At 69.4% G+C, this 24,232-nt stretch carries 20 protein-coding genes, 1 other RNA gene and 2 pseudogenes; 4 read left to right on the plus strand and 19 right to left on the minus strand.

Annotated features, from left to right (window positions below; all coding sequences use genetic code 11):
* A pseudogene (locus CHB84_RS23285) lies at positions 1–200 on the plus strand (hypothetical protein); the annotation flags it as partial.
* Positions 201–218: 18 nt separating this feature from the next.
* Here the strand turns inward: CHB84_RS23285 and CHB84_RS20450 are convergent.
* From CHB84_RS20450 to CHB84_RS20530, 18 genes are all read right to left on the minus strand, one after another.
* Entirely contained in the window at positions 219–1,490 is a 1,272-nt protein-coding gene (locus CHB84_RS20450) for an acyl-CoA dehydrogenase family protein (RefSeq protein ID WP_089303290.1), read from the minus strand.
* Positions 1,491–1,634: 144 nt separating this feature from the next.
* Positions 1,635–2,258, minus strand: coding sequence for a TetR/AcrR family transcriptional regulator (locus CHB84_RS20455; RefSeq protein ID WP_089303291.1), 624 nt, complete (start codon positions 2,256–2,258; stop codon positions 1,635–1,637).
* 93 nt (positions 2,259–2,351) lie between these two features.
* Complete coding sequence (locus CHB84_RS20460; RefSeq protein WP_089303292.1) at positions 2,352–2,903, minus strand: RNA 2'-phosphotransferase; 552 nt, start codon at positions 2,901–2,903, stop codon at positions 2,352–2,354.
* 668 nt (positions 2,904–3,571) lie between these two features.
* On the minus strand, positions 3,572–3,823 hold the full coding sequence (locus CHB84_RS24085; protein WP_141134757.1) for a MafI family immunity protein: 252 nt from the start codon (positions 3,821–3,823) through the stop codon (positions 3,572–3,574).
* Between the two features lie 14 nt (positions 3,824–3,837).
* Positions 3,838–7,875: an RHS repeat-associated core domain-containing protein gene (locus tag CHB84_RS20465; protein WP_176440059.1), complete on the minus strand. Its 4,038-nt coding sequence runs from the start codon at positions 7,873–7,875 to the stop codon at positions 3,838–3,840.
* 343 nt (positions 7,876–8,218) lie between these two features.
* Complete coding sequence (locus CHB84_RS20470; RefSeq protein WP_089303294.1) at positions 8,219–8,434, minus strand: hypothetical protein; 216 nt, start codon at positions 8,432–8,434, stop codon at positions 8,219–8,221.
* A 23-nt stretch (positions 8,435–8,457) separates the two neighbouring features.
* Entirely contained in the window at positions 8,458–9,234 is a 777-nt protein-coding gene (locus tag CHB84_RS20475) for a hypothetical protein (RefSeq protein ID WP_342743983.1), read from the minus strand.
* Between the two features lie 69 nt (positions 9,235–9,303).
* The gene (locus CHB84_RS20480) at positions 9,304–10,302 is read right to left on the minus strand and encodes a C40 family peptidase (protein WP_245818870.1); all 999 of its coding nucleotides are present in this window, start codon (positions 10,300–10,302) and stop codon (positions 9,304–9,306) included.
* A 6-nt stretch (positions 10,303–10,308) separates the two neighbouring features.
* On the minus strand, positions 10,309–10,902 hold the full coding sequence (locus CHB84_RS20485; protein WP_089303296.1) for a hypothetical protein: 594 nt from the start codon (positions 10,900–10,902) through the stop codon (positions 10,309–10,311).
* Positions 10,903–10,907: 5 nt separating this feature from the next.
* Positions 10,908–12,938, minus strand: coding sequence for a hypothetical protein (locus tag CHB84_RS20490; protein ID WP_089303297.1), 2,031 nt, complete (start codon positions 12,936–12,938; stop codon positions 10,908–10,910).
* Entirely contained in the window at positions 12,935–15,829 is a 2,895-nt protein-coding gene (locus CHB84_RS20495) for an ATP-binding protein (RefSeq protein ID WP_089303298.1), read from the minus strand. The genes CHB84_RS20490 and CHB84_RS20495 overlap by 4 nt, the downstream gene beginning before the upstream one ends.
* Positions 15,830–15,985: 156 nt before the next feature.
* Positions 15,986–16,501: a hypothetical protein gene (locus tag CHB84_RS20500; RefSeq protein ID WP_089303299.1), complete on the minus strand. Its 516-nt coding sequence runs from the start codon at positions 16,499–16,501 to the stop codon at positions 15,986–15,988.
* 16 nt (positions 16,502–16,517) lie between these two features.
* Positions 16,518–16,781, minus strand: coding sequence for a hypothetical protein (locus CHB84_RS20505; RefSeq protein WP_089303300.1), 264 nt, complete (start codon positions 16,779–16,781; stop codon positions 16,518–16,520).
* Between the two features lie 464 nt (positions 16,782–17,245).
* A complete protein-coding gene (locus CHB84_RS20510; RefSeq protein WP_089303301.1) occupies positions 17,246–17,530 on the minus strand; it encodes a putative quinol monooxygenase in 285 nt (94 codons plus the stop codon).
* An 82-nt stretch (positions 17,531–17,612) separates the two neighbouring features.
* Positions 17,613–17,993: RNase P RNA component class A (rnpB, locus tag CHB84_RS20515), an RNA gene on the minus strand.
* A 30-nt stretch (positions 17,994–18,023) separates the two neighbouring features.
* Positions 18,024–19,232, minus strand: a complete 1,209-nt coding sequence (locus CHB84_RS20520) for a bifunctional RNase H/acid phosphatase (protein ID WP_089303302.1) — start codon at positions 19,230–19,232, stop codon at positions 18,024–18,026.
* 79 nt (positions 19,233–19,311) lie between these two features.
* Positions 19,312–20,049 (minus strand): zinc ribbon domain-containing protein, encoded by a 738-nt coding sequence (locus CHB84_RS20525; protein ID WP_089303303.1) that lies wholly within the window; start codon positions 20,047–20,049, stop codon positions 19,312–19,314.
* The gene (locus CHB84_RS20530; RefSeq protein WP_089303304.1) at positions 20,046–20,912 is read right to left on the minus strand and encodes a Nif3-like dinuclear metal center hexameric protein; all 867 of its coding nucleotides are present in this window, start codon (positions 20,910–20,912) and stop codon (positions 20,046–20,048) included. The genes CHB84_RS20525 and CHB84_RS20530 overlap by 4 nt, the downstream gene beginning before the upstream one ends.
* A 78-nt stretch (positions 20,913–20,990) precedes the next feature.
* On the opposite strand from CHB84_RS20530, the gene CHB84_RS20535 reads away from it, so the two are divergent.
* The 3 genes from CHB84_RS20535 to CHB84_RS20545 are packed head-to-tail and all read left to right on the plus strand — an operon-like array spanning position 20,991 to position 23,352.
* Positions 20,991–21,449, plus strand: coding sequence for a low molecular weight protein-tyrosine-phosphatase (locus CHB84_RS20535; RefSeq protein ID WP_089303305.1), 459 nt, complete (start codon positions 20,991–20,993; stop codon positions 21,447–21,449).
* On the plus strand, positions 21,446–22,336 hold the full coding sequence (locus CHB84_RS20540; RefSeq protein WP_089303306.1) for a fructosamine kinase family protein: 891 nt from the start codon (positions 21,446–21,448) through the stop codon (positions 22,334–22,336). Before CHB84_RS20535 ends, CHB84_RS20540 begins: the two co-directional genes overlap by 4 nt.
* 59 nt (positions 22,337–22,395) lie before the next feature.
* Complete coding sequence (locus CHB84_RS20545) at positions 22,396–23,352, plus strand: SURF1 family cytochrome oxidase biogenesis protein (RefSeq protein ID WP_089303307.1); 957 nt, start codon at positions 22,396–22,398, stop codon at positions 23,350–23,352.
* A 19-nt stretch (positions 23,353–23,371) separates the two neighbouring features.
* Here the strand turns inward: CHB84_RS20545 and CHB84_RS20550 are convergent.
* Positions 23,372–24,190: pseudogene (locus CHB84_RS20550) on the minus strand (cobalamin biosynthesis protein); the annotation flags it as partial.
* Between the last annotated feature and the right edge of the window lie 42 nt (positions 24,191–24,232).

Consider the following 24,232-nt stretch of genomic DNA (forward strand, 5'->3'; position numbering starts at 1 on the left):
ACCACCAGCTCAAAGACCACCCCCACTGGACCCTCCACCACAACCCCACCACCGGCACCACCACCATCACCACACCCACCGGACGGTGCTACACCACGAAACAGCGTCCACCCGCAGCACCACCCGAACCGACCCCACCGGACACCCCCACCGACCGCACAACCAGCGGCACCGACCCACCAGGCGACCCGCCGTTCTGATCCGGCGCACCCTGCCGGTTACCGGCCGAGCAGGCCCTTGGCGATGTGGGTGGTCTGGACCTCGTTGCTGCCCGCGTAGATCATCAGCCCCTTGGCGTCGCGGGCGAGCTGCTCGACCCGGTACTCGGTCATGTAACCGTTGCCGCCGAAGAGCTGCACGGCCTCCATCGCCACTTCGGTGGCGGCACGGGAGGAGTACAGCTTCATCGCCGAGGCCTCCGCCAGGCTCGGTTGCGTGCCTGCGCGCAGCTTCTCCACGGTCCGGAAGACCATGTTCTGCACGTTGAGCCGTGCGATCTCCATCTCGGCAAGCTTGGCCTGGATGAGCTGGAGTCGCCCGATCTCCTGGCCCCACAGGGTCCGGCTGGCGGCGTAGTCGACGCACAGCCGGTGGCACTCGTTGATGATGCCCAGTGACAGGGCCGCCACCCCGATACGTTCGGCGGTGAAGTTCGCCCGCGCGCTCTCCCGCCCGGAGTCGGCGCTCTCGTCCTTCGCGGTTCCCTCGGTCTCGCCGAGCAGGCGGTCACGACCGAGCCGCACGTGGTCGAAGGACAGCTCACCGGTCGGCGAGGAGCCCAGGCCCATCTTCTTGAACGGAGTGGACCGTTCCAGCCCGTCCATGCCGGCGTCGAGCACGAAGGCCAGTACCTTCCGGTCCCGGATCGGGGTGCCGTCCCCGGTGTCGAGCTTGGCGTAAACGACGATCGTGTCCGCGTAGGGGCCGTTGGTGATGAACGTCTTGTGGCCGGTGAGGATGTAGTCGTCGCCGTCCCGGCGCACGGTGGTCGTCATCCCCCCGAAGGCGTCCGATCCCGCCTCGGGTTCGGTGATCGCCCACGCGCCGACCTTGTCGAAGGTCAAAAGTTCCGGCACCCAGCGCTGCTTCTGCTCGAGCGTGCCCTTGGACATGATCGTGCCCGCGGCCAGGCCGAGACTCACCCCGGCCGAGGCCAGGATCCCGAGTGAGACACCCGCCAGCTCGGAGATCGCGATCAGTGCCATGGTCTCCTGACCCGCGAGCGTGAACCCCGATCCGCCGCCGGACCCTGCGGCGGATCCCCCGGCGCCGCTGCCGGTGTCGGCCTTGCGCTTCTCGTGCTCGATGAGCTGGTCGAAGCCTTCTCTGGCGATCTCACCCACGCCGAAGCTCGCGAACAGCTTGCGGATGATGTCGTACGGCGGGAGCTGGCCGCTTTCCAGCTCGTCGGTGCGCGGGCGGATCTCCTTGTCGATGAACTCCCGAATGGACTCCCTGATCAGCTCATCGGTCTCGGACCACTCGATCATGATTCGTCTCCTCGCCTGGTAGCCGCGCGCACGCTGGTGACCGCCGTCGCACAGGCAGCGTAGAACAAAAACTTACGTTCACGCTAGTTTGTTTCTCGGTGACGCAGGTCACCGGACTCGCTGCGTTTCTGCCAGTTCGCCCTGTCAGCTCGCGGTGCCGGCGATCGCGTTGTCGACCGAGGCGGACACGTACCGTACGAGCTGGCCCCGCACGGTCTGCCACAGGGACTCGACCGCCTCTTCGGAGGAGATCAGCCCGACCACGGCCACCCCCCGCACGGCCGCCAGCACGGTGAGCATCACGGGAACCAGGTCCGGATGCCCCGTCACCTCGGGCAGGACCTCGCCGACGACCTCGGCAACCGCACCGATCACCTTGCGGTTGAGGTCCTCGACGTGGCCGCGCAGCTCCTCGTCGGTGCGGCTGGCGATGCCGATCTCCATGGCTGCCTTGAAACCGGGGGTGTCGTGCAACGCCCAGAGGCGGTCGAGCAGCGCGACCGCCCGGTCCGTCGGGGTGTCACCGCCGGGCGGATCGGCCCGGATCTCGTCGACGAGCTGGTTCATCATGTGCTCGAGCGCGGCCGCCACCAGCTCCGCCTTACCGGCGAAGTGGTAGTTCTGCGCACCCCGCGTGACCCCGGCGCGGGTGGCTATCTGGCCGGAGGTGACGTTGCCGTAGCCGGACTCCACGACGCAGACGACCGTGGCCTCCATCAGCGCAAGGCGGGTGGCCGCGCGCCGCTCCGCCTGGGTCCGCCGCGCCATCGTCACACCACCTTCGCCTCACCCGCGTTCGCCTACCCTGCCGGTCCGGGCAGCCCTGCCCCAGAACATACTGGTCCGGCAGGCGGGCACCGGTCACGACTCGTCGAACTCGAGGAAGCGCGGCGGGATCGCGTCGGCCAGCCACACCTGCTCGGCTCCCAGGTAGAAGCCGACTCCGGCGGCGTAGGCGCCGGCCGCATCGACGACGAGGACGCGGACATCGGGACTCTTACGCCAGCCGACCTGGCGGGCACTGTCCCGGTCGGTCGACAGGTGCACGTAATGCCGCCGCATCGGCCGCAGCCCGTGGCGCAGGATGTCGGCCACGGCCTGCGCGCTTGTGCCGTGGTAGAGCACGGTCGGTGGCTCGGCGGGCTCTTTGTCGATATGCCCGGCGACGCTGTGCCCGTAGAGCGCGCGGATACGGTCCCCGTCGATCTCGAACCGTTGCTTGGTCTGATGCGCGACCATCTCGCGGACTTCCGCACGCGTCAGGTCACGCCAGCGGTGATGGCGGGCCAGTTCCGCCACCAGCGCGTCGATCGATGTCCAGCCGGCCGCGTCGAGCTCCAGACCCAGCTGATCCGGACGGTGCCGCAACGCCCAGGAGACGGCCTTGCTCAACCCGATGCGGCGAGTACCCATCCGGTCGCTCCCTCTCGCGGCGGTGCCTGCTCCCTCCTCAGGGACTGCATCCCCATCGTCACACGCCCCAGCGGCAACCGCGGCTACGCAGCCGATAGCGCGAAGGTGCTGGTATCCAGGTGTGTTCGGCCAGGTCGTCGAGCCCGTTAGTGCGGGCTGCTCGGCAAGGCTCCTCGATCCGGTCCGTTCCGTACGTCCGTGTCGACATACGAACACGTGCCCACCGGGTAGCCGCAACCGGGCAGCGTCGCGCCGGTCGAATCGACGCAGATTCAGCCGCGCGCGGCGAGCACCGCGTCGAGGATGCCCCGGCAGCGCGATCGCATCACGCGACAGCGACAGCTCCAGTTCCACCGGCCCGAAGAAGACGAGATCGACCGAGATCGACGAAGAACTCGTCCTCTGTCATACAAACGTCTCCGTTACGGAATCGGAAATCCGGTAATTATTCCCTCTCCTTCGGGATCAACGCTCAACTCGACTCGGGATCGTCCGCGACCGCCCGATCACCCGGCTCGACCTCCTCGATTGCCCGAGTCGCCCCGCCTGCACTCGAGACCGGCACCTGAGTATGGATCAAAAATTGGAACGTCGACCCACGTACTTCATCCGGACTAATACTGTCGACAAGATATTCGACTCTCTATAAAGATATCTGACACGGAACACTATTTTGGCTTTAACGGAAGCCACTCAGATTCATCGAGCCCCATTATCTCCCCCACCTCTGCCAGGATCTTCCATGTATCAGCGTCAACCTTAATATCCCGCTCATATAATTGGTCACAAAGTGTTTCCATCGCAAGAGCCAGTTCGCCTGCATCAAGTAGGCGTGCTATAGAACTAATCTCATTCTGAGTCAAATACCCTTCGTGCGATATCAATACAGAGTTTAACCGTCCTGCTATATATTCGCTAATAGGTCAACCCTCCATCACCACACTGGATAACCCGTTACAATCCCTTCTCCGTCTGGCTCAACAATCACTTCGATGTTCACACCGTCACGACGCCCACCTACCTCGAATCGGACAGGTTTTCCCTTCCTCGTAAACCTAGCACCTACCGCACCAGTCTGCTGCTGCCATGATGATGCAGGGTCGGTGGCAACGTCGGAAATATTGTGCATGATCTTTTCTCGTGACCAGTCTTGCGGGAAGATCGATTTACCCGGCTTACCCGGAGACATGTGCCCACCGCCAAACTCATCGCCGTCCAAGATATGACGGGTACGGCTGTCGCTTGCCAGGTTGACGTATTCGTCATCGGGCCCGCATCCGGGGTTGGTGTTGTGAACCAGCAGGTCCAGCTCAGCATCGAGATCCGCTTCGGCGTCGAGGGCGACGTGGTAGGTGTGGATCCCGTCGACGGACAGGTTGTGCACCCGCTGCACCCGCCGCGTGGACTCGACACCAGAGATCTCGACCAGCTCGCCCCCGCTGGTGCGCAGCTCGTCACCAGCCTCCAGATCACCGGCATCAACCCACCGGCCCCGATCATCCACCCAGAACGGGTGCCCGGCCGTGGCCACCACACTGCTGGACCCACCATCACCAGCGTCACCGGCACCCGCATCGTCGGTCGTGACAGTGACCTCAACCAGCGTCTTGTGCCCATCACCGGTGATCGTGTCGATCACCTCACGGGCACCCCGCTCACCCGACTCGGGATCCACCGCGACCACTCGGTCACCCGGCTCGACCTCCTCGATCGCCCGAGTCGACCCGTCGGCCATGGTCACCTCGGTACCCGGCACGAAGCTGTTCGGCACACACGACCGGCCCGAACTGCTCCCCCGGCTCGACGGCAGACCCGTATCCGGCCGTTGCGGCGGCGACGTCGACGGTGCACCCGACGAGCGCGGCCCCGGAGACGTCAAGCCGGAAGCACCCCGGCCCCCGCGGCCCACCTGCTCCGGCACGAACCGCGCCGCATCACCACCGGAGGCCACGTCATCGGCACCCCGTCCCAGCGTGCCCAGATCCACCGCTGGCTGATCGTTCAACCGATCCAACCGGCGCTGCACACTCGGCGAGACCCGCGGCGACGTGGACGGTCGCGACGCGTACGTCATCGCGTCCTTCTTCACGCGCGCCCGCCGCGCGGCCAGTCGAGCCGCTTCCCGGGCAGCCTCCGCCGCCGCCCGCGCGGCTGCCGACGAGCCCCGCGACACCGCACCACCGGCCCCGGACACCACAGCCCGTCTCGCGACGCCACGAGCCGCACCGCGCACTACACCTCGGCCGGTGCTCCGCACCACCGAGCGGGTCGAACGTGTCGCGCGCGTCGACCTCGTCCGCGTCGTCGTCGAACTCCACGTCCGCGTGCTTCCCAACCGCGAGTAGCTACGCGAACTGCCGCTCTTGGTCAGCTTCCGCGCTCCCTTGTAGCCCACCTTGATCCCCTTGGCGATCTTGCCCACCGGGGTGAACCCGGCGACCGCCCAGGCACAGGAGCTCAACGAACCACCGATACAACCCTTGATGTCGTTATAACCCGACACCTCCTTGGCCACGTTCAACGCGCCCTTGGCAGCCGACTTCGCCGCCGACTTGACCTTGCCCCAGAAGTAGCCCTGCGGATCGATCCTGCTCAGCGGACTACCACCCGCATAGGCATACCGGTTGGCATTGCCCACGTCCCGCGGGTCCAGACCCGCCTGATCCCGCGAGGCGAACGTGCTCGTACCCGGCTGATACCAGCGCGACCCCATATGCACGCTGCCCGAGTCCGGATCGGTGAACTGACCCTGAAAACCCACATCCGGCTGCACACCGTCCGCGGCGGTCACCTCGCCGAACGGGTCGAAACTGCGCGAGCCCGCCAGCTCACCACCGGCCGGGTCGATCACACCCACCAGATCCGTATGCCGGTCCGACCAACCCAGGCCGGCACCCGAACCACTACCGGCACCCAACAGACGCCCACCCGGGGTATACGAGTAGGTGCCCACCCCGTCCGAGGCGACATCCAGGCTCGCCCCGACGTAGCTCAGGCCACGACCGTCCCGGTCGATGAGCCGGCCCAGGCCGTCGTAGGTGTAGCTGGTTCCGCCGTCAGCCACCAGCTCGTCGAACGCGTTGAACTCCACGTCGGTGGACTGGCCGTCCTCGACGCGCTCGGTCAGCGTGCCCCGCGCGGTGTAGGAGTACTGCGTGCTGCCGTGCTCGAGCAGCTGGTTGCGCTCGTTGAACACCGCGGTCTCGTCCCCGCGCCCGACCAGGTTGCCCGCGTCGTCCCACGTGTAGTCGACAGTGGATTCCCCGTCGTTCCACGAGGACAACCGGCCGGTCTGGTCGTAGGTGTAGGTGTTCTGCGCGGCACCGGCCACGCCGGACGTGGTCTTCGAGGTCAGGCGATCGGCGTCGTCGTAACCGTAGGCGATCGAACCGATCTCGCCGTCATCCGTGGCGAAGGCGTCCTGCACCAGCCTGCCGGACTCGTCGTAATCGTACGAGCGGGACACCCCGCCGTAGTCGACCGTGCTCACCCGGCCCGCGTCGTCGTAGCCGTACGACGCCGTCGCGCCGGACACCGGGTCGGTGGCCGTGGACAGCCTGCCCGCGGCATCGTAGCCGTACTCGCCCGTGCCTGCCTCGGTCGTGGCCTGGACCAGCCGGCCGTCGTCGCCCCAGGAGAACTCAGTCGTCCCCGACGGCCCCTCCGCCGAGAGCAGGTTCCCCCGGTCGTCGTAGGAGTAGACGTTGTCCTCACCCGGAGCCGCCACCCGCGTGCGCCGCCCCGCGTCGTCGTAGGTGAACTCCCGGTCCGGAGTGACCGCCTTGGCCCCGGTCGCGGTCCGGGTCAGCAGGTTGCCCAGCGGGTCGTAGGTGTTGCTGATCTCCACGCCACCCGGCTTGGCCAGCGTTGCCACGTCGCCCCGCGCGTCGTACGACACCGTGTAGGTGCGGTCAGCCGCATCCGGGGTTTGCTCCGTGGCGGGCTCGATCGTCGACTCCGGCAGGCCCCAGGAGTTCACCGTGAACTCCGTGGTGTTGCCGTTGCCGTCCGTGGCGCGAGTGATGTTGCCCGCCGCGTCGTAGCCGTAGCTGGTGACGATGGAGCTGTCCCCGTCCACCGGGCGTGTCACCGACCGCAGGTTGTCGTGCGCGTCGAACTCGTAGGAGGTCGTCGCGCCCAGCTCGTCGGTCTCGCTGGTGCGGTTACCCGCGGCGTCGTAGCCGAAGCTCCGGCCGGCGAGCACCTCGCCGTTCGAGTCCGTATCGGACTCCTCGAGTACGCGTCCCGCCGCGTCGTACTCCAGCCGTGTGGTCACCCCGGCCGGGTCGTGCGTCTCCACCGGACGGCCGGCCGCGTCGTAGGACGCGGTGGTCTCCACACCGGCCGGGTCGGTGATCGATACCGGGTTGCCCTCGACGTTGTGCTCCAGCGTCGTGGTCCGGCCGAGCGGGTCCGTCTCGCTGGCCGGGTTGCCCAGCTCGTCGTAGGTGAACTCGGTGGTGAGATACCGCTCGGTGGGCTCGCGTTCCACGACCGTCTCGGTGATCTGCCTGCCGAGCTGGTCGTAGGTGGCATACGTCTGCGCACCCAGCTGGTCGGAGACCATCCGTCGCAACCCCGTCGGGGTGTAGGTCGCGATCGTCGTACCACCGGCCTGGCCCGACAACGACGGCGGATCCGTCACCCGGCGCTGGTTGCCCAGCTCGTCGTAGCCGTACGTGGTCTCGTGCCCTGCCGCGTCGGTCTCGGCGACCACCCGGCCCGCTTCGTCGTAGGACGTGGTGCTGGTCGCGGTGATCGGCTCGTCCGCCCCGGGCAGGGTGTAGTCCGGCCGCGTCTCGGACACCTGCCGTCCCGCCCCGTCGCACTCGTAGCGGGTGACGTTGCCGTTCGCGTCCCGCTCGGCGACCACGTCGCCGAAGGTGTTGTACCCGGTCTCGGTCTCCGGCCGGGTGACCTCGGGCTCGGACCCCGCGGAGTTGCCCGACCCGTGACATGCGGACCCCCACACCAGCCGGGCACCCAGACGATCCGGCTGTTCACGTATACGGCACATACCGTGCGAAATGCCTGAACCGCTCAGGACACGACGCACACGAAAACGGAACGTACCTCGTGAAGGTAAAAACGGGCAACACGTTAGTGTGACGACATTCGGCGAGCTACCGACCGGAAGCGCAGTCAGGGGCACTACGGCGGGAAACGGGCGCGCGCGGGCAAGCGCCGCGTGCAGCAACCTGCTCCGCCGGACGCAGCAATCTCGTCGTCAGCCTGCCGCCAGGGTCTGCCATCGGCTCGGCAGGGACGTGCCGATGATCTCGCTCATACTCGCGGCCGGACGTCGCCCGCCACGGTCAGTTCGACGAACCCTCGTTCCACTTCCGGTCGGCTTCGTCGGCCTCCTCGGTGCGAGCGCGGGCGATCTCCAGAGCCTGCCGCGCGGTGGCCTCGTCCGGGTAGGGACCCATGCGGTCGATCGCACGGGAGACCGCACCGTGCTCCACCTCGCCGGTGCGCGTGTTGTAGTACCAGCCAGGATCGGGTTGCGGGTCCTCGTCGCGAGCAGCCATATCACCAGTGTGCTGGAGTTTCCTCAGTCACGAAAGCGATACGGGCGCTCGATCGGTTCACCCGTCGGGCCGAAGTCGCTCGAGGAGTCGGTGAACCACTCGCCGGCCTGCCAGGTCCCCTGCCCCTCTCCGAGCTGGTTCCCGGGCGTAGCGCCCGGGCTGAACGGGTACCGCTCCGAGGCGGGTCGTGCGGCCTGATCCTGCGGCAGCTGCGCGGCCTGATCCTGCGGCGGCTGCGCGGCCGGGCGGTGGCCACTGTCCGGCTGCCACACCGGTTCGGGTCCGACGTTCATCGGCGCGGGACCGCCGCGTCGCGGGGCCGGTTCACTCGCCGGGGCCGGTTTGTGCGCGATGACCGGGTCCAGGCAGGTGACCGGGACGGTGGTCGACTCCGGGTCGTCCACGACGCGTCCACTTCGCTCCCGGTAGACCAGCTCCCCCGATCCATCGATCTCCACGAGGTAGCCCGCCTCCGCCAGCTGCTCCTCGTCCAGGTCGACGAGACGCTCCCGCCTGGACGGCAACACCCGGTACTCCGGCCAGGACAGCTGCCGGTACGTCTGGTGGAACTGGGCGAGCAGGTTCGTCATCTGCTGCTGCCACGGCAGCGGCATCTCCTCCACGAGTGACCGGGGCAGCACCACGTACCCTTCGCTCACCCCCGGCCAGCCGCGCTGCAGGTAGTCGGCGACCGGGGTGCTGGAGGCAGGTGGACCGGCCTGCCTCGGGATCGGGGCCGTGGCGAACGCGCGCTGCGGATCGAGAGGTCGGGACTTGTTTCCCCTACCGAACAGTTTCACCACACATCATCCTCTCTGCTGTCGTACACCGGACTACGCCAACCGTCACCCTCGCGTTCGATCGTCACCTCAGACACCAGGTCGCACCGCCTCGGCCATCATCCCGGCCTCGTCGAACGACACATCCCTCGTATGCACGGGGACCCCGCTCTGCTGGGCCTCCACGATCTTCCCGTCGCCGATGTACATCGCGACGTGGTGGATCGTGTTCGGGTCCGACGTGTCGTGGGCCCAGAACACCAGATCACCCGGAGCGGCCTGCTCCACGGGCAGCATCGACCCCGCCCGGTACTGATCACGGGACACCCTCGGCAACGTGACCCCCGCGGACTCGTAGGCGCGCAGCAGCAATCCGGAACAGTCGTAGGCGTCCGGCCCCTCGGCCCCCCACACGTACGGCTTGCCCCGCTCACGCAACGCGAACTGGATCGCCGCATCGGCGGCCCCGTTCGGTGGGACCGTCGCTCCCTCGATCTCCCCGCATCCGGCGGCATCGTCGACCTCACCCAGTTCCTCGACCAGGTGCACGGCCATGGCCTCCCAGTCGTGGTAGCGCTCCGGGAACGCCGAGCGCTCGACCGCCTGCGCGACCTCCCCCGGCCTGCGTGATTCCCACCCGGGGACGCCTTCCATCACGTCGAAGAACTTGTTGACCTGGTACTGCGGGTCCAACACCTCTTCCGGGCTTCCCCAGCCCATGGACGGCCGCATCTGGAAGATCCCCAGCGAGTCCCGGTCCCCGTAGGGCACGTTGCGCAGCTTCGACTCGGTCATCCCTGCCTGGATCGCGATCTGCCACGCCCGCGGCGGCAAGCCACGCTCCCGGCCGATCGAGATGATCAGCGAGGCGGTCCGCAGTTGCTCCTCGTTCAGGTTCGAGGCCTGCTGCACCCCACTGCGCTGCTGCCCCGGCCGTGTCGGGCCGAGCATCGCCTCGCAGCTGACATGGTCGATCATGTCCGACTCGGCGCGGTGCTGGCTGTTGATGACCGTGATCACCGTCAGCACCATCACCAGGGACGCACACGTGATCACGACCACGGCCCCGAGGACCCACCTGATCCGCACGGCCGATCAGTCCGCCCGGTCGTAGCGGGTGACGCGCCACCCGTCCTCGGTATCGGTCACGGTGATGCGCAGCGTCGGCCCGTCCGTGGGCACGTCCGCCTCGACGGAGCTGGTGTAGGAGTTGACCGCTTCCGGTTCCCCGGTGACCTCCTCGGCGCCGATGTTGTCCGGGTCGACCGACTCCATGACGGGGAGGTACTCCTTGGTGGTGTACGGCCGCAGACCCTCCAGCCAGTCCTCGTCGGAGCCCGAATGGTCCACCCAGGCCCGCGCCCAACTCTCGGCCACACCGAGTGCCTCCGGGTCGGGCGCCGCCGATGTGGGTGTGCGCACCGGAGCCGTCAAGCGGGTGGGCTCCGGCGTCGATGTCACGGTCGTACCCGACCCGGACCGGTCCTCCCGACCGGCGCTCGCCGAGAACTCATCGCCCTCGTCGGTGCCACCTTCCTCGGCGAACACGGTGGGGATGAGGAAGCCGATCCCCGTAACGACGACCACCGCAACGACGACCGTGACCGCGAGGTGTCTCGGTGAGCGCATCGGCGCGCCCCAGAAGCGCCGGTACACGGCCGCGCGGCCACGATGAGTGCGAATCGGCATGCGGGTCACCTCACCATGGAGTCGCTGTCACGACTGTGCTGAACCTCGAGCCCCCTGGACGGCCTGTAGAGCACGTGCACGGGCCGCCCTCCGACTTCCTCGGTGCCTCCGCGGCGCGAGCGCGGGGCGGGGGGTCCCCCCGCGGACGCACGCGTGGACGCTGCCCGCGCCGCCGGGGGAGCCGTCGCGGCGTGCCGGTCCGGTCCCGTGTCCGTGTCCGCCCCGGACGCCGGGCGCTGCTGGTCGACACGCGAGGGCACCACCAACCCCTCGACGTGGGTAGCCGACGTCGTTCCAGCCCGCGGTGCGCGCGCGGCCTGCGCGCTGCCGATGCCGCCAGCGGGGTTGTAACCGAGTCGGGACGGGTTGGTGGCCGCCGCGCCACCCCCTGAGCTCCGGTCGTGCTCGCTCGCCGGGGCGCCACCCTGCCGCCCCGGCACCGCAGGCAGGTCGGTGCGCTGGGCAGTGGCCACCGTGGGGCCGCTCGCCTCCGGCCGCACCCGCCGGTTCGTGGCACCACCACCGGAAGCGGTTCCGGACTGGTCACCGTCACGCACGTTCTGCCAGAAGTGATCCTGCTGGGTCGCCTCCTGCTGCCTGCGACGGAACCGGGAGAACAACCCTCGCGACGGGGCGGGCAACGCCTCGCCCACGGTCCGCGACGACATGTCGACCATCTGCCACAGCCGCCTTCCGGGTTTGCCGACCACGAACAGCAGGATCGTCACGAGCGCGGCGATCGCGATCTGCGCCACCATGGACAGTGCGGGAGCGGCAGCGAAGATCGCCTCGAGCAGCAGGGCGTGCACCCCGGCCAGCACCGAGAGCACCACGAGATTGAACGTCACCGCGCCCGCCACACGCGCGACCTTGCGCAGCAGTTCGTTGTGCAGCATCGCGGCCAGGCCGATCAGCGGAGCCGTCAACGTCAACAACCGGACCATCACCTGCGCGAGCAGGATCGCCGCCTTGGCGAACAGCTGGAACAGCGAGTACACGAGGCTCTGCAGGAACGCGAGAAACCCCGCGCCGGTGCGGCTGCCGTCCTCGCCGGTGAAGTACCCGGTGGCAGGCCCCAACTGCTCGGCGATTCGTTCGTACTCCTCCTTCTTCTCGTCGACGACCTCCTGGTCCGCGTCGTCGCCTGCGCGGATCTCCGCCCACGTGAAGGCCTGCGCGTCGAGCAGCCGCATGCCGTACTCCTCGGCCTGCGGCGCATCCGGCGAGCCGAACGTGCCGCGCAACCAGTTGTTGTACACGATCTCGTCGTGCAGCGCCGTCGGCAGTACTTCGCGGACGATGCGGTCGTCGGACTCGTCGACGAACCCTGCCTGGATGTTCGTCGTGGTCTGCACGATCGCCCGGTCGATGTCGTCGTGGAACCGCAGCAACGCGAACGAGGATGCCGCGAGCCACATCGCGCCCAGCGCGAACAGCACCCGCTTGGACACAGCGGGAAGGTCGCCACGCCAGATGTGTCGGAACAACGTGATAGCCAGTATCAGCGCGAACAGCCCGAACAGCTGGGCGTAGATGTTGTTGTATACGATATCCGCCCCGGACTCGATCGCGTCGTGCAGCGGCGCGAACAGCCCGCCCTCCATCACGGTGTAGTGCAGGGCGTTCGTCATGCCGACGATGTTCTTGCCGAGGTTGAACAGCTGGTTCCCTGTCCAGGTGTCGATTGTGGAGTTCGGGTTCGAGATCCCGGACAGCGGACCACAGTCGGTCTCGTAGACGTGCCAGACCATGCCCGCGTAGCTGTAGTCCAGATAGGCGCTGCCGTCCTCGCCGCGCCCTTCGGCCGGGTCGATCGCGCCGACCATCCCGGAGCCGGGACGCTCCGGGTTCGGCGGCTCGCAGGCATCCTGCGCCGAGGCCACCGGCGTCACGGTCAGCGACCATACGCCGACGATCGTGACGACGAGCATCATCGCACGCGAGCGGCGACCCAGCGGCGCGCGCGTGCGGCGGCCACGGCGATACAGCAGCCCCGCACACACCACCAGAAGCACGACGACGGCGAACGCGGTCATGCGGCGTCGCTTCCCGGGTTGTGTCCGCGCCGGGCCGCACCGCTGTGCACGGCCTCGGTCTCGTCGTCCCGCTCGGCCCCGGCGGACGGCTCGTCCGCGCCTACCGCCTGCTGGTCCTCGGTCAGCCCGAGCTCGAGTTCGGCGGCGAGCTCGAAGTCCGGTTCCTCCTCGAGGTCACCCGCGAGCGCGTTCCCTGGCTCCTGGCCCGCACTCGCCGCGGGCTCCGCCGTGCCGCGCGCCGGTTCCTGCTCGGGCTCGGCCCGCGCCGCGCCGGCGTGTTCGGGTTCGGGCTCGCTCGCGTCCTGGTTCGTACCCGGCTGCGGGCCACGCGCCTTGTCCTGCTCGGCTCCGCTGCCACCCGGGGTGGTGTCCAGCACGTCCCGCAGGTGCTCGAGGTGCGGCCCGGAGAAGTCCACGGTGATGCGCTCGACGCCACCGTCACCGTCGGCAAAGATGAACTGCCGCGGTTCGCGGTCGCGTTCCGGCCCACCGCGCTGCGTGCCCGGCCGCGAACCGAGTGCCGAGACGACCTGCTCGTAGCCGGCGCCGACCGGCACCTTCAGCAGCCGCAGCGCGTCCGCCTGGGCGTCCTCGTCATCCAGCCTGCCGATGAACACGGAGTCCAGCAGCGAGACGAACCCCTGGATACGCAGGAAGTCCGCGGGGATCTGCGAGGACAGCAGCACGCGCACGTTCCACTTCCGGGAGTCACGCGCGAACCGGTTCATCAGCACCCGCCCGGTCGGCACCTCGGACAGGAAGAACGCCTCGTCGATCCAGACGCCCTTACGCTCCTCCTTCGGTCGTTGGTAGACGGTGCGCTGGGTCAGCCACGCCGCGAGGTTGAGCATCTCCACACCGAGCGCCTCGGCGTCGGTCCAGTGCTCGCGCCCCACCCCGTCCTTGGGAAGGGTCAGCCCCGCCATGGTCAGCACCGTCAGGCGGTCGTCACGCCCTTCCTGGTACGGATCCGAGTCCCTGTCCGGGATCAGCAGGGACATACGCTCGCGCATCTCGTCGAGGAAGTCGGCCACCACGATCGCGTGCTCGTGATGCTCGCTGGCATCCCGGCGCAATGCGTCGATCACCTGGCCGGGATCGGCATCACTGCGACCCCCGACCGCGCGGACCGCGCGCAGCAGCACGATGCGCGTCTGCGGCATGCGTGCGACCTCGTAGGGCAACACGCCACTGAGTACGTCAAGCACGAGCCTGCGGCGCGTTGCTCCCGCCAGCGCGGACTCCCTGCGCCAGGCGCGCTCGGGGTCCTCCTCGTCGACGAAATGCTCCAGCCTCGGCTCGGCAACCACGCGATACGGGTTGAGGATGCCCGGCTCCGCGTTGAGCAGGTTGATCGGGCGGGCGTACGGCCGCAGTTCCGGCAGCTCGCACAGCCGCGAGAGCGGGCCGGACGGGTCGAGGATCGTCCAGTGCGCGCCCGCGCGCAGCGTCTTGTACACCAGGCCGCCGCCGAGGAAGGACTTCCCGCCACCGAGCCCGGCGACCATCGCGGTCAGCCCGGACCCGTCCCTGATCTCCTGGGCCATCCACGGGTCCCACGCCACGGGCTTGCGGGTGGCCGTGCACGTGTCGCCGATCAGGACACCGCGCCGGTCCCCGACCTCGGCCGTGGCTGTCGGAACCGCCGAAGCCGCCCAGACCACCGAACCCCGCCGCATATGCGCGCCCGATGCGACCGGTTCACCGGGAATGAACTCGCGCGCCAGGGCGTACTGGGCCTCCGGGTGCTCGATGGCGACCTTCGGCTTGTACAGCTCGAGCAGCTGCTGTGCGCTGCGCAGGGACTCCCGCTCGTCCGCGCCGGACACCGCCATCCGCCACCATGACCGCACCCGGGTCGCCAGCGCGGTGAAGCCCGAGGTCATCTCGTCGTCGATCTCCAGAACGCGGGAGGCCTGCCGGGCCAGCGACTGGGGCGGTTCCAGCTCGTGCTCGTCCGTGTAGTGCTTGACCTGCGAGCGGACCTTGTTCATCTGCCGTCCCAGCTCGCCGGAGACCTCCTCCGGCCTGCGGACGTAGATCCGCGCGGACCATTCCACGGCAACGGGCAGCCGGTCGGCGTGCTGGACCCACGGGTCGTCGACCTCGGGGATCTGCAGGCCGTGCATCTGGCCGACAGTCAGGACCGCGACGTTACGGCTGACACCGGCGTTGGACCCGGTCCGGCCACGTACCGTCACCGTCGGGGCGTAGGGCTCGGCGTAGAGGTCGGCGACATCGGTGAACGAGGCAAGGTCCTCGGGTTCCCAGGACGAGCCGGGAACGGCAGGCATGCTGCGGGGAGCAGGCAGGCCGAGCGCGCAGGACCGGTGCATCAGCCAGGACATCTCCTCGGCCTCTGCCGGGCGCCCGTCAAGGCCCGCGCTGCTCATGATCTGGTCGAGATGCTCGATCTCCGAGTCGAGAGCGGTCAGCTCGGCCTCGACGGCCTCGGGGAGGACCTTGCGCAGCAACGGAGCGGCCGTCTCCACCGCGCGGTCCACCACGCTGCGGGTCTGCACCTGGACACCGAGGTACACCTCCTTCTCGGCCATCGAGCGGCCCATCAGCTGCTCCTGCTCACCGATGAGGTAGTCGTCGAAGGTGAGCGCTCCAGAGGTGTCCGGCAGCGGGTTGCGCGCGTTGTGCACGTGGGACTCCGCCCACATGCGGATCGGGTACGGACGGTTCGTCACCCGCAGGTGCAGCCACCTGCCCTGAAGCTCGGCGTACTGGCCCGCGATCGCGGCGATCAGGTCCCTGCGCTGCGTGTCCGAGCGGAACGACCAGCGCTGCGGGGACAACCGGTACCACGCGAAGATGTCGTTCGACGTGCGCAGCACGTTCCCGTCGATGCTGCGTGCCGCGATCGACGGGGTGTAGGTGGGCATGGACTGCTCGCCCGGCAGGCGACGCGACCGGCTGCCCGGCCGCACCGACTTGATGCCGCCTCCGGCGGCGGACGAGCCGGGGGCGCCCGGCTCGGAGCCACTCGGGACGGCCGGGGGCTCCTGTTTCGCCTTCCGTGATCGGGGACGGAACAACGATTACCTCCGAGCCTTGTCTCGAGTCGAGTTGTGCAGCGGTGCGGGGGTCGTGCGGTCGGCCGGGGGCTGCCTGCTGCCGTCGAGGCCTGCGGCCTGCCTGCCGCCGCTGTCGGCTGACCGGCGTCCCGGCCCCCGCGACCTCGCCGGTGACGGGCGTGGGCGATGGGCGCGGACACGGACCTTGCTCGCGCTGACGGCGCCACCGTCGCCCACCACGCGTTCGCGCGGCGCGGTCAGCTCCCGGTACCACATCGACAGCACGGTCCCCAGCGGGCGCTCATGATTGATCTTCGATGTGATCAACTTGGTCACCACTACCGTGATGACCAGCGCCCATGCTGTGCTGAAGAAACCGAACCCGATGCCGAGCTGGCGTTCGACGGAGAGCACGAGCAGGAACACCGCGAAGCCCACGCCCCAGGCGACGTAGCGAACACGCCACGGGAACGTGGCACGCGGCGGGCCGAGCCACACCCCGTCGACCCGGTAAACCTCGTCGTCGGTGCGGATGCGCACGGTCGGCTCCGCCCCGTCAGCCGGTGAACAGGCTGGACAGCCACTGGCCGACTTCCACACCGGCGCCGGACAGGGCAAGCCCGATCACCGCGAGGGCGATCACGACGCCGCCCACGCGGCGCATCACCCCCGCGTTGTCGCCCTTTCCGCCACCGAGCCAGAGCAACAACACGGCGACCGAAAGCAGGAGCAGCGGAATGGCGTTCTCGACCAGCCAGTCTTGAAGCCCGCCCGTTGTGATCGATTCCTGGGCGAGCGTGGCAACGGTCATGGTGGTCATCGTGGACTCCTGGTTGTGCGGAGCATGGTCGGTTGAAGCATCACACGTGTTCCGTCCTCGTGCCGGTCCATGCGGACGTCACCTAGCGTAGCGTTCATAGCGCGTTCTGTTGAGACGCGATTTGGTGCCTATCGCAGAGTACGACCTCATGCCAGGGTTGGCCGAACCCCTCGACATCCTCACGCAACGCCGTCGGCCGGACGTACTCGACCCACAGGAACCGGCACGGTGGCATGGTCACTCACATGCGCTCCGTTGCACACAACGATCCCGAGATTCCATCACGGAGTGCTACACACACCGGAAAACGACGCCCATTCGTGCGACTAGCGCAGCGAGCACCCATCGAGTAGCCGAGCAAGAGATATGTGTGATCTTTGCCAAAGACCAACCGAATGGAGCAGCGAAGCGTGGCGACGTCGGGGTGGACGGGCCAGGAGAGCAGGTTTGCGCGATGCGGGTAACTACGGGCTCTCCGTGCCGGATATCCGGTACTTCCACACGTGTGCGCTGCGAATGCGACCATTCAACCCGTCGTCCGGTCCGGAGCCACGAAACGCCTCGAGCTTCGCGTCGGACTCCCACCGTTCGTAGATATTGACCCGGTCTGCTTCGATCGGGTCGGCCGTGATCGAGAAGTCGAGACATCCGGGCGCACGCCGGGCTTGCTCGACGACCGGCTTGCACTCCCGCACGTAGTGATCACGGTCCTGGCTGTCGACCTCGAGGTGTCCCGCGACAATCAACATGTTTGCCTCCATGGACAACGGATGGATCTACCCGAGGTTGGACCGTCCAGAGGCCGAGAACTCATCGCTCGACAAGCGAGGTGGGGCGAGCCGGCATGTAAGCCGGATTCTGTCCCGTGACCAACGGTCACGGTGGCGACCATCCATCTAGGCCTGCCGTTGCCGGCAGGCTCCAGCGGCCTACCCGCAGGCCTCGGGCGGGCAACCCTCGAACGCCTGCGCAGGAGCGACACGCTCCCTCTTGGCCTTGCTCCGGGTGGGGTTTACCTAGCCACCCCGGTCACCCGGGGTGCTGGTGGTCTCTTACACCACCGTTTCACCCTTACCGCTCGCACGGAGCGGCGGTCTGTTTTCTGTGGCACTGATCCCTCGGGTCGCCCCGGGTTGCCGTTAGCAACCACCCTGCCCTGTGGAGTCCGGACTTTCCTCGAGGATCACTCCTCGCGGTCGCCCTGCCGACTCGCCCACCTCCCAGCGTAGCTGTCCGGCACGGTCAGCTCAGGTGGGAGGTGTCGTTGACGAGACGCACCGACGCGTTGCCGTCCGGGTAGAACTCGACGATGGAGATCGACGCCGGATCCAGGTGCATCCGGTACAGCACATTCGACCCAGCGGCCAGCGCGATACGCAGCACGGTCTTGATCGGCGTGACGTGCGAGACGACGACGACCTCCTGCCCCGCGTAGTCGGCGACCAGCTCGTCGAGGGTGGCGGCGACCCGTTCGTGGACCTCGTCGAAGCTTTCCCCACCGGGCGGGCGCACCGACGAGTCGCCGAGCCACGCGCTGTGCAGCGCGGAGTCCCTTTCGGACGCCTCACCGAAGGTCAACCCGTCCCAGTCGCCGAAGTCGGTCTCCCGCAACCCGGAATGCGTGCCCACGCTGCCACCGAGCTGGCCGGTCACCGCCTCGGCTGTGCGCACCGCGCGCCGCAGGGGCGAGGACAGCACCGTCGCGCGGCCGGCGTCGCCACGGTCGGCGCACAACGCCGCCAGTCGCTTGGCCGCGGCGCCCGCCTGCCACACACCGAGCTCGGTCAGCTCCACGTCCTGCCGGCCGGAGTAGCGGCGATCGATCGACATCGCGGTCTGCCCGTGCCGGAGCAGGTACAGGCGGGTGGGCGCTCCGACGGCTCCGGACCACGCGGCCGCGGCGGTCGCTGCAGAGGGTCCGGGCTCGCGGTCGGTGAACAGCTCGCCCTGCCCGGACGGCTCCGTAGTCGCACGTCCCTCGGGCTGTTCGGCTGCCGGACTCGCAGGCTCCGCCGGTGCGGGCTCGGCCTGCCCCGCACCGAGCCCGGCCTGCTCGTCCATGGCCTCGTTGGCCAGCGCGTCCGCGCGGGTGTTGCGCCCCCGGGGAATCCACGTGTAGGTGACGGTGTCGAACCGGCTCGCCAGCTCCGCGGCCCGGGCGGCCAGCGGCCGCAGCACCTCGTTCTTGATGCGCCAGCGTCCGCTCATCTGCTCGACGACGAGCTTGGAGTCCATTCGCACGTCCACGGTGCGCGCGTCCAGCTCCGCGGCCGCGCGCAGCCCCTCAACGAGCCCGGTGTACTCCGCGACGTTGTTGGTCGCCGTCCCCAGGCCACCCTGTCGTTCGGCAAGCACATCCCCAGCAGGGTCCAGCACCACAGCGCCGTACCCCGCAGGCCCCGGGTTGCCGCGTGACCCGCCATCAGCCTCCACGACCACGTGCCCGGCCATCACGCGCCTTCCTGCTGAATGACGCTTTCACTCCGTGAGATGGGCTGAAAGCGTCTTTCAGCGCACAGGGGGTGCGGGGTCACGTGCCGGACTCCGCGGTGCGGACCAGGATCGCGCCGCAGTTCTCGCAGCTGACGATCTCGTCGTCGGCAGCATTCTTGATCTCCGAGAGCGCCGAGTGGTCGAGCTCCAGCTGGCATGCGCCACAGCGACGGTAGCGCAGCAGCCCCGCACCGGTTCCACGCGACTTACGCACCCGGTCGTAGCGTTCCACGAGGGCCTCCGGCAGCTCCTGGAGCACCGCGGCCCGATCCGACTCCCGGCGCGCCATGGACGTGTCCAGGTCCGCGAGCGCCTCGTCCTTGCGTGCCTTCGCCTCGGAGAGCGCGCTCTCGTCGGCCGCCACCTTCTCGGCAGCGTTGCGCTCCTCCTGCTCGGTGGCCTCCCTGCGCTCCATCAGCTCGAGCAGGTCGTCTTCGAGAGCGCTCTGCCTGCGTTGCAACGTTTCCAGCTCGTGCTCGACATCGGTGAGCTGCTTCGCCGACACCGAACCGGACTCCATCAGCTTGCGGTCCCGGTCGGCACGCTCCCGCACAGCCTCGACCTCGCGCTCCTGCCGCTCGACCTCCTTGCTCAGATCCGCGAGCGCGGTCTGCGCGGCCACGTGCGCGTCCTGGTTGGCACGCAGGCTCTTCTCGGCCTGCGCGACCTCGTCGAGCTCGGCGAGATTGGCGCGGCGGTGCGCGATACGCGACAGCTCCGCGTCGATCTCGGCGAGATCGAGCAGCCGTCGCTGCACGGCTGGGTCGACTTTCACGGCGTCGCCACTTCCTCCGGGTCGATGGATGGGGTGCCTGCTCGGATCGTCCACGGATCGGTGCACTGCCGGGACACGTGTACGTCGACCGTACCGAGTCGGCCGCGCAGGATCCCAGCCGCCTGCTCGCACCACGGCCACTCGCTCGCCCAATGTGTCAGGCCGACGAGCGCCGGTACGGCGCCGCCGGACGCGCTACTTCCCTCGATGTGCTCACTGGCCGGGTGATGCCGCAGGTCCGCGGTGACATACGCGTCCACACCGGCGGCGACCGCGTCGGCCAGATGACCCTCGCCCGCGCCACCCGCGAGCGCGACCGACCGCACCGGGCGATCCCGGTCGCCTGCGCCGTGGACGCCCGGCTCGGTCGCGGGCACCGCCCGTGCCACCCGGGAGACGAACGCGCCGAACGGTTCTGGCTCGGGCAGCTCGCCGATACGCCCCAGGCCGGTCCGCGCGCTCTCGTGCGGCACGAGCGGTCGCAGCACCCGCAGGCCCAGCGCGTCGGCCAGCGCGTCGGACACCCCGGGGTCGGCCGCGTCCGCGTTGGTGTGCGCGCAGTACAACGCCACTCCCGCGCGGATCATCCTGTGCACCAGCCGTCCCTTGACCGTGTCGGCGCCGACGCCGTGCACGCCGCGCAGCAGCAGGGGGTGATGCGCCACGACCAGTTGCGCACCCCGCTCGATCGCCTCGGAGACGGTTGCCTCGACCGGATCGACGCAGACAAGGACACGCGCAACGTGCTCGTCGGGGTCGCCGCACACCAGGCCGACCGCATCCCACGGCTCGGCGAGCTGCGGAGGATAGGCCTCCTCGAGCACTGCCCGCACGTCACCTACCGTCGACTGGGCTGGGGCCATACCCATGATCCTCGCACAACGCCGCCACCACCCGACCGCCCGCCGACCGGGCAGCCGGACCTTCCGTAAGGTGGACGCGTGCATCTGAGTTTCGTGTGTAGCGGGAACATCTGCCGCTCGCCCATGGCGGCGATGGTACTCACCGAGCATCTGCGTCGTGCCGGGCTCGCCGAGCGGGTCCGGGTCACCAGTGCGGGTACGGGACCGTGGCATGTCGGCGAGCCCGCCGACGCGCGCGCGGCCGAGACCCTGCGCAGGAACAGGTACCCTGTCGAGCACGTCGCGGCACAGGTCGACGACGAGCATCTGGCAGCGGACCTGCTGCTCGCGGCCGACGCGGGACACCTGCGGGCACTGCGCGGTAAGCTCGCCGAGCCGGAGCGTGCCGTGCTGCTACGCAGCTTCGACCCGAACGCTCCGGAGGGCGCCGAGATCCCCGACCCCTACTACGGTGGGGAGAACGGCTTCGACGAGGTACTCGGCATGATCGAATCCGCTGTTCCACAGCTGGTCGAGTGGGTGCGTAGCCGGCTATGAGCGCGCGTGCCGCCGACCCGAGGCAAGCCGTCGAGCGCCTGCTGGCAACCGACATCAGCGAGATCACTCCCTTCCGCGGCGCGTTGTTCGCCGTGACCACGGCGGACGGGCGGCGGATCGTGGCCAAGCGCGCGCCCGGTCCTGGGGCGCACGCTGCGGAGGCAGCCGGGCTGCGCTGGCTCGCCGAGCCGGGAGACGTGCCACTGCCCGCCGTGTACGCCCACGACGAGCAGTGGCTGCTGATCGAGCGCGTGGATCCGGGAGCGCCCACCGCGGAGGCCGCCCGCGCGTTCGGCGCGGGGCTGGCCGGGCTCCACCTGCGTGGTGCCGCCGCCTTCGGTTCCCCACCGCCGGGCGGGCCGGCCGAGGCGTGGATCGGGTTGACCGGGATGCGCAACATCGAGGAACCGGACTGGCCCACCTTCTACGCGCGGCACCGCGTGGCACCGTACGTGCGCGCCGCGCGGGACAGCGGCGCGTTCGGCGTCGAGCAGGCCGCCCTCTTCGACCGGGTCTGTGACAACCTCGACGCGCTCACGGGTCCGGCCGAACCGCCCGCGCGGCTGCACGGGGACGCCTGGAGCGGCAACGTCCACTGGTCCGACGGCGCCCACGGCAGGGTGTGGCTGCTCGACCCTGCCGCGCACGGCGGGCACCGGGAGACGGACCTGGCCATGCTGCGGCTGTTCGGCGCCCCGATGCTGGAGCACATCCTGGACGCCTACGAGCAGGCCGCCTCCGACGCCGGTGCCCCGCTCGCCGACGGCTGGACCGACCGGGTCGGCCTGCACCAGCTGTTCCCGCTGCTGGTGCACACCGTGCTGTTCGGCGGTGGGTACGCGGGCCAGGCGCTTGCCGCCGCACGCTCCGCGCTCGCACTGCGCTGACGCCCGCACTGCGCTGACCGGCGACGAGGCAGGCTCACGCCGTGGCTTACCGTAGGAGTGTGCGGTGGAAGCTCCTACTACGTCCCAGCTGGCTGGCGTTGACGATCCTGGTGTTCGCCTTCGCCGCCGCGTGCTTCACCGTGCTCGGGCCGTGGCAGTTCGACCGGCACGACGAGCGAACCACGCGGAACGAGGCCGTGCGCGAGTCGCTCGATGCGGAGCCACGGCCGCTGACCGCGGTCCTGCCGGACGGGCAGGCGCCCGACGAGCGATCCGAATGGTCCCGGGTGACGATCACCGGCGAGTACCTGGCCGACGAGGAGGTCCTCGCGCGGTTGCGCACCGTGCAGGGCGAACCCGCGTTCGAGGTGCTGACCCCGATGCGCACAACCGAGGGCCGGGTGCTGGTCAACCGCGGGTATGTTCGCCCGGGCCAAGGCTCACGCGTGCCCAACTACGAGGCGCCCCCGGATGGCGAGGTCACCGTCACGGCGCGGGTCCGGGTCGACGAGCCGCCACCGGGGGACCGCGATGCCGTCGCGGACTCCACAGGCGACCGGCCCCAGGTCTACAGCGCGAGCTCGGAGCTCGTCACCGAGGCGACCGGTACCGAGCTACGCCCCGGGTACTTCCAGCTGGACGCCGAGCAGCCGGGTGTGGTCAACCCGCTCCCGCTGCCCCGCACCGAGGCGGGACCGTTCTTCGGCTACGCGCTGCAGTGGCTCGCGTTCGGCGTGATGGTGCTGCTCGGCTGGTTGTACTTCACGGTGCGGGAGCTACGGCCCGGCGGCGCGTTGCGCGGCTCGGCGGGCCATGCTTCGCCGGGTGGTCCGGCACGGCGCCGCAAGACGGTTGCCGAGATGCTCGCCGAGGACGAGGCAGGCGACGGCGCCGGTGACGGCCCCATCGGCGACCCCATCGGCGACCCCGGTGGCGACCCCGGCGCAACCCCCGAACCAGCCGACCCGTCACAAGGGCGAGCAATGCGGAGCCAAGACACGCGGACCATCCGGTGACCCGGGACAGCTCGACCGCGCGGGTCACGTGACCTGCGTCCGGGTTGCGGCCGGACCCGAGCACCGGTAGCTCCCGCACGTGCCCCTGGTAGGCGGCCCGTCCACCGAGCCTGATCTCCAGTGCGCCTGCGAAGGCCGCCTCGACACGGCCGGCGCTCGGGCTCGGATGCACGGAGGCGTCGCGCCGCCACGTCACCCGTGCCTCCCGGGACGACCCGCCGACCACCGGCGCACCGAGCACGGCCAGCGCGGCCGTCCAGTGCGCGGGCGCCAGGTCCATCACCTCGCCTGCCAGCCGCAACACCTCGGGGCCCGGTCGCCCCGCGCGCCGGGCGCGGAGCCCGTGCACCACCCGGTGCGCGAGCAGCCCGGGGGCTCCGGCGAACGCGCCCCACAGCAGCGGGGCGGTCACCTGCGCAGCGGTGTTCTCCGCAACCGACTCGACGGAGGCCCGCGTCAGACCGACCCGGTCGAGCCCCGCGGAGTCGCGGCGGTCCACGTCGGCGAGAGCGAGGCGGGCCCCGTCGAGATCCTCTCGTTCCAGCTCGCGGGCCAGCACGGAGCCACGTACGGCCAGCGCGGCGCCGCCGAGCACTCCCCAGGTGCCGGCCGCCGTGCCCAGCGCCCGCAGCACGTACCCGGCAGCACCGCCTGCGCGCCGTCCGAGCTGGTCGGCGGTCACACCGGCCACCGCGACCACATCGCCCGCGCGGCGGCTACCCGGCGTACCGCCGAGCGTGTCGGCTACCGCCCCCAGCACGAGCCCGACGGCCCGACTCGAACTCACCCGGTCCCCCCCGTTTTCCGCAGGCGCCCTCGCGGCGACCGCCCCCCGCATCCTGTGCCACGAACGCCGCCATTATGCACGACAGGCACGTGC

The sequence above is a fragment of the Haloechinothrix alba genome (assembly GCF_900188115.1).
GTDB lineage: Bacteria > Actinomycetota > Actinomycetes > Mycobacteriales > Pseudonocardiaceae > Haloechinothrix > Haloechinothrix alba.